We start from the raw sequence: 12476 nt of genomic DNA on the forward strand, positions 1-12476 counted from the left end.
CCTCGGGCTATCCGTTTCCGCCGTGCTGGCCGCCGCCGGACGCCGGTCCCTGTTGAACCGTCCATGCCCGGCCCTACACTTTGGGGGCAGGCGGAAGCACGCCATGCGGCGGGCCCCGCCGCCGCTTGGAGCGCCTGCGAAAGGATCTTCGCCCCATGAGGAACCCGTACCTGCCGGCATGGTGGACCAACGCCGTCGTCTACCAGATCTATACGCGCAGCTTCGCGGACAGCACAGGGGACGGCATAGGGGACATCACGGGTGTCATTGAACATCTGGACTACCTCAGCGAGCTGGGGGTGGACGTTATCTGGCTCTCCCCCATCCACCAGTCTCCCCAGCATGACAACGGCTATGACATCTCCAACTACCGGCGCATCGACCACCTGTACGGCACCGAAGAGGAGTTCGAACTTCTGCTGGCCGAGGTGCACCGGCGCGGCATGAAACTGATCATGGACCTGGTGGTGAACCACACCTCCGATGAGCACTCCGCCTTTGTGGTCTCATCGTCATCGCGCAGCAACGTGTCGCGGGACTCCTACTACTGGCGGGATCCGCGGCGGGGATTTTCGCCCGACAATCCGGGCGCCGAACCGAATAACTGGGGATCCATCTTTGGCGGCAGCGCGTGGAAATATGATCCCCGGACCGAGCAGTATTACCTGCACCTGTTCAGTCCCCACCAGCCGGACTTGAACTGGGAAAGCACCCGCGTCCGCACCCGTGTCTACGAAATGATGAACTGGTGGCTGGACCGGGGCATTGACGGGTTCCGCATGGACGCCATCAACTTCATCTCCAAACGGCCCGCCCTGCCGGACAGCCCGGTGGGAAGCGGCGGGATGTACGCGAACGGGGCTCCTTTCTACGTCTCCGGCCCGAGGGTGCACGAGTTCATCCAGGAGATGATGCGGGCGGTCTTCGATTACCGGACCAGTGAGTATCTGGTGGTGGGAGAGACCGACGGCGTGACGGTGGAGGAGGCGGTGCTGTTCACCGACTCCCTGCGCGGGGAGCTGGACATGGTCTTCCAATTCGAGCACATGCGCCTGGACCACGGGCCGGGCGGCAAATGGGACCACCTGCCGATGAAGCTGCGCGACTTCAAGACGATCGCGAACCGGTGGCAGCGCTCGCTGGCGGACCGCGGCTGGAACAGCCTTTACCTGGGAAACCACGACCAGCCCCGGTCGGTGTCGCGTTTCGGCAATGACGCGCAGTACCGGTATGAATCAGCCACCCTGTGGGCAACGGTGATCCATCTTCAGCGCGGCACGCCGTTCATTTACCAGGGCGACGAAATCGGAATGACCAATGCCGGCTTCACATCGCTGGACCAGTACCGGGATGTGGAATCGTTCGCCTACTATGACTACGCGGTGGCCAGGGGCATAAACGAGGAACATGTGCTGGACACCCTGGGAAGGGTTAGCCGTGACAATGCCCGGACTCCCATGCAGTGGGATGATTCCCCCAACGCGGGTTTTACTGCCGGCCAGCCCTGGATAGACGTCAATCCCAACTACCGGTCCGTTAACGCCGCGGCGGACAGGGCCGCCGAAAAGTCCATTTTTCGCTACTACCGGCAGCTGATCCAACTGCGTCACGAATCCTTGCTGGTTTCCCTCGGAGACTTTGAAATGCTGGAACCCAACGACCCGCAGCTTTTTGCCTTCCGGCGCCGCCTGGGCAACGAGGAACTGACCATCATGTGCAACGTCTCCGCCGGTTTTCTTCCCGTGCCGGCCTATCTGCGCGGTCCGGAACTGGTGCTGGGCAACTACACCGAACCCGGCGACCCGGGGATGCTGCGGCCGTGGGAGGCCAGGGTCCACCGCTCGACCGGAGTTCCTACCACCCGGGCTTAGCGGCAGCTGTCCCTAGCGCCGGATGATCCGCCGCTTCCGGGCCTCATTGACGGCCGCCGTACGGTTGTCGACACCCAGTTTCTCGTAGATGTGCACCAGATGCGTTTTGACGGTGGCTTCGGAGATAAAAAGTTTCCGGGCCATGGCGCGGTTGGCCATTCCGTCAGCCAGCAGCTCCAGCAGTTCCAGTTCCCGCGGGCTCAGTGTGGATTCAGGGCTGCGCAGCTGTCCGAGCAGGCGTCCGGCGACCTGGGGGGCCAGCGCCGTCCGCCCCTGCGCAGCTGCTGCGACGGCAGCGCGGATGTCCTCCGGTGCCGCGTCCTTCAACATGTAACCGGCAGCGCCGGCGTCCACGGCGGCAAGGATGTCCGCGTCACTGTCATACGTGGTGAGAATCAGAACCGGCGGACCGCCGGCAGCACGGATCCTCCGCGTGGCCTCCGCGCCGTCCAGGCCGGGTCCCATCTGAAGATCCATCAGCACCACATCGAACGGCGTACCCAAGGTCTCCTGCCGGGCTACCTCGGCGATGGCCGCCGCGCCGTCGGCTGCTTCTGCGGCCACTTCCAGCCCGTCAAAGTCACCCAGCAGCGCCCGCAGCCCGGCTCGGACCACCGGGTGGTCATCCACCAGCAGGACACGAATGCCGTTCATGCGCCGTCTCCGGGAGCAGCGGCGGCCGCGGCGGAGTCCGGGTCGGGATTCAACGGCAGCCTCAGCGCCACCACGGTGCCCTCCCCCGGCGCCGACTCCACGCTCAGCGAACCGTGCAGATCGGAAATCCGCTCGCGCAACGAGAGCAGGCCAAATCCTGTTCCATCGGCCCGGGGGCCGGCGGGAAGCACCGCCGGATCAAAGCCGGCGCCGTCGTCGAACACATCCAGTGCCACCGAATCCGGGGAGTATTCCAGCGTGAGGACAGCACTGGAAGCACCGGCATGTGCCTCAATGTTGGCCAACAGGGACTGTGCTGCCCGCAGCAGAGTTGTCTCATAGGCCGGGTGCAGGGGAACCGGAGCACCGTCCACCCGGAACAGGCACTTCAGGACTCCGCCGGCAGCAGCGACCCGCCGCTCAGCATCCGAACACAGCGCGGCGAGGCGTGCATCGAGGGATCCCTGCTCCAGGGGTGCCGCAGCCAGGCCGCGGACAAACCTCCGGGCCTCCGTGAGGTTGTCAGCGGCGGTGCTCTGCACCAGTTGGAGGCGTTCCCTGGCAAGCACCGGGTCACCGGCATCGAGGGCGCTTCCGGCCGCACGGGAAAGCAGGACGATGCTGGAAAGGCCCTGGGCCAGGGTGTCGTGGATTTCGCGTGCCAACCGTTCGCGCTCGGTCAGCACTCCGGCGAGGTGCTGGGATGCGGCCAGCTCGCCGCGCGTGCGGTGCAGCTCTGCGAGAGCCAGGCGCTGGTTGACACTCTCACGGTGGAGGGCCGAGTACGCACTTCCCATGACGACAGCAAACAGGGCGCCGATCACGGGTCCCAGGAGGGCGGCCGCACTGGGGTGGCCGGTGCGGGCCCACTGCGCTAGGACGACGGCGGCGGTGGTGACGAGGACGGCAGCGAGCGCCGGCAGGGTCCGCAACAGCTGAAGATCCAGGAAGAACAGCGGGAAGGCCAGCCAGGAGAACTCCGGGCTGATCATCAGCAGGCCCAGCCACAGCGCCGTCACTGCACCGAGCCACGCTGCACCGTAGCGGCGGGGATCGGGCCCCCTCCCGGTGGAGGCATGGCGGCTTTCAGCCACGGTGCCCGTGACGTACACGGCAGCCAGGAGTGCACTTCCCGCATAGGCACTCACGCGCGCCGGCCAGCTCTGCGCCGTGATGCTCATCTGAACCACGGCCAGTACCAGCAGGCCGGCAAATGCGGTGTGCAGGGCGATGCGCAGCGCCTGCAGCACCACATCTCCGGGGGAAGCGCCGTCGGCAGGGGTGTAGGGGGCGCTCATATGTCCCAGCCTAGGGCGCAGCCCTGCCCGGCACATCAACCGTTTGGTGGAGCGTCGGCTCAACCCAACAGTTTGCGGGGATCGACCGCCCGTCGGATGGATTGGTGCGCGTTTCACGGGACGGTGGAAGACAAGGACAACAGGCCGGACATTCCGGCCGGCGATCTGGAAGGAACCATCGTGTATCTCGCACTTCGTGACATTCGCTTTGCCAAGGGGCGCTTTGCCCTGATGGGCAGCGTGGTGGCACTGATCTCCCTGCTGCTGGTACTGCTCTCCGGGCTCACCGCCGGCCTGGGCAACCAAAACACTGCCGCTGTGGCCGGGCTTGAGGACCACGGGGTCAACTCCGTGGCGTTCGGCGCTCCCGGAAACACCGGGGCGAAGGCCTCCTACACCGAGTCAGTGGTCACCGCCGGGCAACTGCAGCAATGGCGGAACACTGAAGGGGTGAGCCGCGCGGAACCGCTTGGCATCACCCAAACCCGGGCCGTGGCTGGCTCCACCGCCAACGTTGCGGTTTTCGGCGTCGAGCCCGGATCCGCGCTGGCTCCCCAAAAGGTGGCCGACGGCGGTGTCATCCTTGGTGCCTCCACCGCAGAGGACCTTGGCGTTGACGTCGGCGGCAGGGTGGACCTGGGGGGACGCAGCCTGACGGTGAGCTCCGTCTCGGAAGACTCCTGGTACAGCCACACCCCGGTGGCGTGGGCTTCGCTGGACACCTGGCAGCAGGTGTCCCACACCGAAGACGCGTCCCTGTCCGAACCGCCGGTTGCCACCGTCATCGTCGCCGACGCGGATGACGCCGCAGCGAAATCCGCTGACGCTGCCGCCGGGACGGTCTCCACTGACGTCCGCGGCTCCTTCAAGGCCCTGGGCTCCTACACATCCGAAAACGGATCGCTGCTCCTGATGCAGGTGTTCCTCTATGGAATTTCCGCGCTGGTGATCGTGGCGTTCCTGACCGTTTGGACCGTGCAGCGCACCCGGGACATTGCGGTGCTCAAGGCGCTGGGCGGCTCCTCTTCCTACCTGCTCCGGGATGCGCTTGCGCAGGCAGCCATTGTTCTGGTCAGCGGTGCCCTCCTGGGTGGCCTTTTGGGTGTGGGAATCGGTGCTGTTGCAGCACAGGTTGCCCCGTTCCTCACCAGCACAGCCACCACGGTGCTGCCCGTTCTGGGAATCATCGTTCTGGGCCTGGCCGGGGCTGCGCTCGCCGTCCGCAGCGTCACCAAAGTCGACCCGCTGACCGCCCTGGGCGGGAACTGACGATGCCCGCCTCAACAAACCCCTCTCGAAAGGACCACCCCATGACTGCATCTGCTGCTCTGTCCCTGACCGGCGTCACTCTGGAATACCCCGACGGCGAGGGAACGCTCAAGGCACTGGATAATGTCAGCCTGCACGTTCCGGCCGGCCGGATCCTCTCCCTGACGGGCCCCTCAGGCTCCGGCAAATCGTCACTGCTGGCCGTCGCAGCCACGCTGATTCGCCCTACCTCCGGATCCGTGGTTGTCTCCGGCACGGACACCGCTTTGCTGGACGACGCCGGCCGCACCACCCTGCGGCGCGACAAAGTGGGCTTGATCTTCCAGCAACCCAATTTGCTGCCTTCCCTCACCGCGGCGGAACAGCTGATCATCACCGACCGGCTGCGCGGGGTGCACGCCTCCGCGTCCGCCGCGCGGGCACTGGAATTGCTGGACCTCGTGGGCCTGGCTTCAGCAGCGGACAAGCGCCCGCACCAGCTGTCCGGCGGCCAGCGGCAGCGGGTCAACATTGCACGCGCACTGATGGGAAGTCCGGCCCTGATGCTGGTGGATGAGCCCACGGCAGCGCTGGACCATGAACGCTCCGAGAGCATTGTGAAGCTGCTCGTGCAACTGACCCGGGAATTTGGCTTCGGGACGGTCATGGTCACGCATGACACGGACTTTGTCCCGCTCACCGACGCCGTGGCGGTCATGCGCGACGGCTGCCTGAAGGACGACCTGCTGACGAACTTCGGCCGGGTTGGTGCTGCACTCTAGCTCCACGTGGTTGTGGGCCAGCCATCCTCCCACTTCAGCTCCGTGATACCCAGCCGGAAGGCACCGTCGAGTTCCCGGTCATAGTAGTGGAACCCCAGATAATTTCCGGACACGGATTGGCCGCCGGGGCCGGTCCTTGAACCGTCCGTGGACAGGAGTTCAGTGCCGCCGTCGTCCGTCATGGCCACCCCGTCCGCGTCCAGATACGGGCCGGTCACCTCGGTGGAGCGTCCTACCGCGATGTTGTACGTGCTCTCGGCTCCCTGGCAGCAGAAATCGCGGGACACGAACAAGTAATAAAATCCGTCGCGGTTCAAGATATACGGGGCCTCGATGGCATTGGGCGGAGCATTCCGGCCTGCCAGGGTTAGCGGAGTGGCGTCGTCGGCGCGTTTACCGTCCGACCAGTCCAGCTGCACCATGCGAATTCCGGACCAGAACGAGCCGAAACTCATCCACGGCGTTCCGTCCTCGTCCTCCACGATGCCAGGATCGATGGCGTTGAAATCCTCGCCGAGCGAGGAAATGACCGGACCGCGGTCCACCCATTCATACTCCGGGTCCGCTGGATCCAGTGTGGTGTTGGTTGCCAGTCCGATGACCGAGAGGTTGCTGCCGAAAGACGACGCCGAGTAGTACAAATACCAGGTGCCGTCATGTTCATAGAGCTCCGGTGCCCACAGGTTGTCGGTCTTTGGCACCGCCTCAGTGACCCATGCCGGTTTCTCCTGCCAGACTTCTCCGGCGTAGTCCCAGTCCACACCGTCCGTCGAGCGCCGGATCTGCACATTCCCGTCGGCAATGTCCCCGTTTCCGGTGGAATAGATGAACCAGGGTTCTCCCTCCGCACCCGCGACCAGTGCGGGGTCATGGGTGAAGAAGTCACCGCTGGAATCCCGTAGCCCGGGGCTGTCGGCGCAGCCGGTCAATCCCGCGGTGAGGCCCGCCGCCAGGGCGGCAGCCAGCATCAGCTGCCTGCCGCCCCGGACGGCGGAGACCATCAGGCCAGTGCGACGGCGGACCATGAGACCGGAGCAAGTCGGACCGTGAGGATGCCGTCCTGCAGCACCACGCCGGAAAGTTCCTTCAGGCCCACGCGGTTCTGGTCCGTCAGGGTGTTCTTGGCGTACACGTCCTCGTCGTGCAGGGTGTGCGCTTCGGTGACGACGGCGGCGTTGAGGTCGCTGACGTCGACGGATACCTCGAGGGTCTCGGTCTGGCTGCGGTTGACCAGGAACACGGCCGAGTTTCCGGCGGCCGTGTCCGTGGTTGCGACGACGTCGACCAGGGGTGCCTCGCCGTAGACGGCCGTCGTGTAGGTGCCGGAGGTGATCCGCGGCAGCAGGACCTCGCCGCGGGCCAGCCGGGACGTCACCGAGAACGGGAAGAAGGTGGTCTGGCGCCAGGCGTCTCCTCCGGGCTCGGTCATGATCGGCGCAATCACGTTCACGAGCTGGGCCAGGGATGCCGAGCCCACCCGGTCATGGTTCTTCAGCAGGGTCATCAGCAGGTTGCCGAAGACCACGGCGTCCGCCACCGAGTAGACGTCTTCGAGCTGGCGCGGTGCGATCGGCCACGAGTCGTTGACCTCGTCGGATTCGCGGTGCTCGTCCAGGTACCAGATGTTCCACTCGTCAAAGGACAGCTTCAGCGTCTTGTTGCTGCGCAGCTTGTGCTTGACGTGGTCGGCGGTGGCCACCACGGTTTCGATGAAGTACTGCATGTCCAGGGCCGATGCGAGGTAGGAGCCCAGGTCTCCGTTGCGTTCCTGGTAGTAGGCGTGGCAGGAGATGTAGTCCACGTTTTCGTAGCTGTGCTCGAGGACCACCCGCTCCCACTCACCGAAGGTGGGCATCGAGGAACCGGAGGATCCGCACACCACCAGTTCCAGGCTGCTGTCGGCAGTCTTCATGGCCGAGGCGGTGCGTGCCGCGAGCCGGCCGTAGTTGTCTGCGGACATGTGCCCAATCTGCCAGGGTCCGTCCATCTCATTGCCCAGGCACCACATGCGGATATCGTGCGGCTCCGGAGCGCCGTCGGCAATCCGCTTGTTGCTCAGTTCGGTGCCGGAGGGATGGTTGGAGTACTCGAGCAGGTCCAGAGCTTCCTCGATGCCCCGGGTGCCCAGGTTCACGGCCATCATCAGTTCCGAGTTGGTGAGCTTGCACCAGCGGGCAAATTCGTTCAGGCCCACCTGGTTGGTTTCGATCGCGTGCCAGGCCAGGTCACGGCGGACCGGACGCTCCTCCCGGGGACCGACGCCGTCTTCCCAGCGGTAACCGGAAACAAAGTTGCCGCCGGGGTACCGAATGGTAGTGGAGCCGAGCTCCTTGACCAGCTCCACGACGTCGAGCCTGAATCCGTCCTCATTGGCGGTCGGGTGGGAGGGCTCGTAGATTCCGTCGTAGACGCAGCGTCCGAGATGCTCAACGAAGGAGCCGAAGATACGCCGGTCAATCGGGGCTACCGAGGCTGCGCGGGTCACTACTGCAGTGACGGGCTTTGGAGCTGCTGCAGCCGCGGTATCGCTGGCGGCAGAGGTGGTGACGGTCATGGATCTTCCTTTTCTTTACAGCGGGTGGAACGGGTGAAAAATCAGGGGGTCGTACAGGGGGTGCCGGGTTGTCTGCCGGAGGCGCTTCGCGCTACACAGTTGACGCCGGAGGTACCGTTGCGGGTATTGGCTCCGGAGGCGGCACCACGCCCAGTTCGGCGATCCGGCGGTTGACCAGCCAGCCGGTGAGCAGCAGAGGCAGGGAGGCTCCGGCCAGGGGCAGCAGCAGCGGAGCGGCGATGAAGAGCATCGCCGCCGCGGCCAGGGTCATGATTACGCCCAGGCCGGCCGCCGGGGATGCCAGCGGAAGGACAAAGGCCAGGCGCCAGGTACGCAGCACTGTGTCCCGGTAACGGGCGCAGATGGCCACGGCATTGAAGGCCGCCGCGATAGCCAGGACGGAGACGGCAGCGAACAGCAGGAACAGGACCGCTCCCGGCACCGAGGCGCCGGTCAGCGGACTGACGCCCGGTGTGCTGAAAGCCAGCAGGTTGGCGACAGCCAGCGCTCCGGCTGCCCAGAAGATGCTGCCCACCCGGTTCAGGTGCAGGAACTGCCGGCGGTAGACAGCAATGAAGTCGCGGACCAGCCGGTCCCCTTCTGCTCCGGCCAGGAGCCGGCTCAGCAGCACAGAAGCGGCCGCGGCCGACGGAAACAGTCCCAGCACCCCCAGCCCGGTGACGGTTCCGGCCACAAAGAGCACATTGATCAGTACCAGCCGGACGGCGAAGGCCAGCCACTGCATGAGCCGCTCGGCCCAGCCCAGGGAAGTATTCATGCCGAAACTCCCCGGGTGCCGAACCAGGCCGTTCCTTCAGCATCAAGGCCGCTGAAGCACAGTGCGTCGCGGTTCCCGGCCCAGTCGCGGCCTGCAAACAGCACCGCTTCGAGCACCTGTCCGTCCACGTCCAGGGTGAGATCCACGGGAGTTCCGTCGCTGGCAGCCGGTGATGCCGCCCGCACGGGAAGATCCCGGGCCCCAGCCATGCCGGAGTCGGCCGGATCCAGCCGGACCACCTGCCACACGCCGTCCACGTCAATGGGTGCCGGAAGACGCTCCGAGGCCAGGCCCGCAAACGGCTGGGGTGAAACCACGGGCCAGCCCGATGCCGTGAAGTACACGCGGCGCAGCTGGGCTTCGTGGTGGGACGGATCATCGGCACGGCGGACATGGTGCACCATGAACAGGTCCTCCGGGTCCGGGGCAACAGAGCAGCCGGAACCGTCGCTGCTCGCTGAGCTCTCCGACCTGTCGGAGCTGCCGGAGTTGTCGGTGAAGATCGAGTTATGGCCCGGCGCGAGCCAGGCGGTGCCGCCGTCGAAGGCGTAGCTGCCCAGGATCTTCGTTCCGGTCCGCTGCGGGTCTGCGCTGGTCTCGGTCAGAGGGTTTCCGTTCCGGTCCAGATACGGTCCGGTGATGTCCGTGGCAACGGCAGTCCGTACGTTGTAGGTGCTGAACAGGGAATCATAGGAGAGGAAGAGGACAAAACGGTCTTCCTGCGGACGGTACAGGATAAAGGCACCTTCCACGGCGCCGTCGACCGACTCCGGCCGGCGGGCCAGAAGTGTTCCCGGCCCCGGCTCTGCAGCCAGGCCTGTCTGAGGGTCCAGCGGAAGGCAGTAGATGCCGTCAAAGAAGGACCCGTAGGTCAGCCATGGGCGGCCTGCGCGGTCAAAAGTCACTGCCGCATCAATGGCGTTCTGTCCGGATTCGCCCTGGCGGGTGGTCAGCACCAGGCCCCGGTCCAGCCAGGGGCCGGCAGGCTCCCTTGCGGTGGCCAGACCGATTGCGGATGTTCGGGAGCCGAACGTGGAGGCCGAGTAATACATGTGCCAGGACGCATCCGGCCAGCGCACGACCTCGGGCGCCCAGAGACCCGCGGCCCCTGTCCATTCGGCAGCCGGGCCCGGAACGCCGTCCAGCGCCGTCCCGGAGTATGTCCAGTTCACGAGATCCGCCGAGCGGCGGATGTGGACTCCGGCCGGAATCGCTTCGGAGTTCGCCACTGCGTCAGTGGAGAACATGTAGTAGGTGCCGTCGTCGGCCCGAACCACGGTGGGGTCGTGGGCGTGCTTGGTCCCCCAGGTGTCATGGTCTCCGGGGTGGCGCTGCAAGCCCGGTCCGGGAAGAGGCGGAAGGTTAGTCGGCACGGCGCTCAGCCCTTTGAACCGGTCAGGGCGATGGATTCGATGATCTGGCGCTGGAAGACCAGGAATACGATCAGCACCGGGAGCAGCGCGATGAAGGACGCGGCCATAATCAGCGGATAGTCGGTCTGGATGGCGTACTGGGCATTGAAGCTGGCAATGACGAGCTGCAGTGTCTGGATGTCCGGCGAGTTCAAGTAGATGATGGGCGCCAGGTAGTCGTTCCAAACGGCCATGAACCAGAGGATGAACTGAGCAGCCACCGCAGGCTTGATGATCGGCAGGATGAGCCGGAAGAAAATCTGCAGGAACGAGGCACCGTCAATGCGGGCTGCCTCCACCATGGAATCCGGAACGCTGTTCAGGTACTGCCGCAGGAAGAAGATCATCACGATATTGCCGAAGACAAACGGAACGATCAGCGGCAGGAGCGTATCCACCCACCCCAGGCCGGCAAACATCGTGAACTGCGGAATCATCAGCGTGGGGAACGGAACCATCAGCGCGGCCAGGAGGAACAGGAAGATGACGTTCTTGTACGGCATGCGCATCTTGGCGAAGGCAAACGCCGCCAGTCCGGAGAAGACGGTGCCCAGGATGGTCACCGAGCAGGCCACAATCAGGCTGTTCTGGATACCGCTGAGCAGCGGTCCGGCGCTCCAGACGCGGATGTAGTTCTCCCACTGCACGGGATCCGGGATCCATTGCGGCGGAAGGGCGAAGACATTGTCCCGGGTCTTGAGCGAGGTTGAAAAGGTCCAGGCCAGCGGGGCGACCATGATGATCGCGCCCAGGGAAAGGAAAAACCCGACGATCAGGTTTCCCGGTCCCCGACGGGCTCCGGGACCGGACTTTCCGCGTCCGGAGCTGGCCCGTCGGCCGGCGGCGGGAGCACCGGGCGAACCGGGAATGGTCTCGGTGGGATTCAGCGGCGGAGTGAGCAGGTGTGATGATGACATGTCGGTCGCCCTCAATCGATGGAGAACTGGTTGCGGCGGTTAAGGCGGAACTGCAGGAACGTGACCAGGAAAACGAGCAGCCCCAGGACCACTGACATTGCCGAGGCGTATCCCATTTGCAGGTTGTCGAACGCCTTCTGCCAGATGTACCAAACGATGGTTGCGGAGGAGAACTCCGGGCCGCCGGTGGGGGTCATGATGTTCACTTCGACGAAAACCTGTGAACCGCCGATGATGCTGGTGACGAGCAGGAAGAAGGTCACGGGACGGACCATGGGAATGGTGATGTTCACGAACTGCTTCCAGGCGTTTGCTCCGTCCAGGGCCGCTGCCTCGTAGAGATAGCGGGGCACTGATTGCAGAGCTGCCAAGTAGAGGAGCATCGAATACCCCAGCCCCTTCCAGACAGCCATGATCATCAGTGCCGGTTTCACGGTGCCGGCATTTTGCAGCCAGTTGGGGCCGTCAATACCCACCAGGGCCAATACCTGGTTGATCAGTCCGAAGTCGCCGTTGAACGCCCACTGCCAGAGAATGGCAACGGCTGCAATTGAGGAGATTACCGGCAGGTAATACACGGTTCGGAAAAATGTTGTTCCCCGCATCTTGCGGTTCATGGCCAGCGCCAGCGCCAGCGAAACCACCAGGCCCACGGGAATGGCCAACATCATAAAGACGGTGTTCCAAAGAGATTTGCGGAAATACGGATCCTGGAACATCGTGACGTAGTTTTTGAGCCCGCTGAATTTCGGTGCGGACAGGCCGTTCCAGTCCGTGAAGGAGGCGTACACCGAATAGCCGAGCGGATACAGGGTAAAAAGCAGGAACCCGGTGACGGGAACGGCCACGAAGGCCAGGGCCGCCCTGTGCTCCCGCCGGTGGAGCGTTGACCGGCGCATTGTCTGGGGCATCAGTAATCCTCTTTGATTGTTCTGATCGAACTTACGGCTGCGGCCGCGATG

At 64.7% G+C, this 12476-nt stretch carries 11 protein-coding genes; 3 read left to right on the forward strand and 8 right to left on the reverse strand.

Annotated elements, in window-relative coordinates; genetic code table 11:
• Window positions 1-155: 155 nt before the first annotated feature.
• A complete protein-coding gene (locus tag ACIQXM_RS06800; protein WP_400929416.1) occupies window positions 156-1871 on the forward strand; it encodes an alpha-glucosidase in 1716 nt (571 codons plus the stop codon).
• A 12-nt stretch (window positions 1872-1883) separates the two neighbouring features.
• Here the strand turns inward: ACIQXM_RS06800 and ACIQXM_RS06805 are convergent, their stop codons facing one another.
• Both ACIQXM_RS06805 and ACIQXM_RS06810 read right to left on the reverse strand, forming a co-directional pair.
• Entirely contained in the window at window positions 1884-2525 is a 642-nt protein-coding gene (locus ACIQXM_RS06805; RefSeq protein WP_400929419.1) for a response regulator, read from the reverse strand.
• On the reverse strand, window positions 2522-3823 hold the full coding sequence (locus ACIQXM_RS06810) for a sensor histidine kinase (protein WP_400929422.1): 1302 nt from the start codon (window positions 3821-3823) through the stop codon (window positions 2522-2524). The genes ACIQXM_RS06805 and ACIQXM_RS06810 overlap by 4 nt, the downstream gene beginning before the upstream one ends.
• Before the next feature lie 180 nt (window positions 3824-4003).
• On the opposite strand from ACIQXM_RS06810, the gene ACIQXM_RS06815 reads away from it, so the two are divergent.
• Together ACIQXM_RS06815 and ACIQXM_RS06820 are read left to right on the forward strand one after the other, a co-directional pair.
• Window positions 4004-5092 (forward strand): ABC transporter permease, encoded by a 1089-nt coding sequence (locus tag ACIQXM_RS06815; protein WP_400929425.1) that lies wholly within the window; start codon window positions 4004-4006, stop codon window positions 5090-5092.
• A 41-nt stretch (window positions 5093-5133) separates the two neighbouring features.
• Window positions 5134-5853, forward strand: coding sequence for an ABC transporter ATP-binding protein (locus ACIQXM_RS06820; protein ID WP_400929428.1), 720 nt, complete (start codon window positions 5134-5136; stop codon window positions 5851-5853).
• Here the strand turns inward: ACIQXM_RS06820 and ACIQXM_RS06825 are convergent.
• From ACIQXM_RS06825 to ACIQXM_RS06850, 6 genes are all read right to left on the reverse strand, one after another.
• Window positions 5850-6854 (reverse strand): arabinan endo-1,5-alpha-L-arabinosidase, encoded by a 1005-nt coding sequence (locus tag ACIQXM_RS06825; RefSeq protein WP_400929431.1) that lies wholly within the window; start codon window positions 6852-6854, stop codon window positions 5850-5852. The genes ACIQXM_RS06820 and ACIQXM_RS06825 overlap by 4 nt on opposite strands.
• Window positions 6854-8407 (reverse strand): alpha-N-arabinofuranosidase, encoded by a 1554-nt coding sequence (locus ACIQXM_RS06830; protein WP_400929433.1) that lies wholly within the window; start codon window positions 8405-8407, stop codon window positions 6854-6856. The genes ACIQXM_RS06825 and ACIQXM_RS06830 overlap by 1 nt, the downstream gene beginning before the upstream one ends.
• Window positions 8408-8498: 91 nt before the next feature.
• On the reverse strand, window positions 8499-9185 hold the full coding sequence (locus ACIQXM_RS06835) for a YesL family protein (protein WP_400929435.1): 687 nt from the start codon (window positions 9183-9185) through the stop codon (window positions 8499-8501).
• A complete protein-coding gene (locus tag ACIQXM_RS06840; protein WP_400929438.1) occupies window positions 9182-10558 on the reverse strand; it encodes an arabinan endo-1,5-alpha-L-arabinosidase in 1377 nt (458 codons plus the stop codon). The genes ACIQXM_RS06835 and ACIQXM_RS06840 overlap by 4 nt, the downstream gene beginning before the upstream one ends.
• Window positions 10559-10563: 5 nt before the next feature.
• Window positions 10564-11514 (reverse strand): carbohydrate ABC transporter permease, encoded by a 951-nt coding sequence (locus ACIQXM_RS06845; protein ID WP_400929441.1) that lies wholly within the window; start codon window positions 11512-11514, stop codon window positions 10564-10566.
• 11 nt (window positions 11515-11525) lie between these two features.
• Window positions 11526-12425: a carbohydrate ABC transporter permease gene (locus ACIQXM_RS06850; protein WP_400929444.1), complete on the reverse strand. Its 900-nt coding sequence runs from the start codon at window positions 12423-12425 to the stop codon at window positions 11526-11528.
• Window positions 12426-12476 lie beyond the last annotated feature (51 nt).

The sequence above is a fragment of the Arthrobacter sp. NPDC097144 genome (assembly GCF_044762205.1).
Taxonomy (GTDB): domain Bacteria; phylum Actinomycetota; class Actinomycetes; order Actinomycetales; family Micrococcaceae; genus Arthrobacter_B.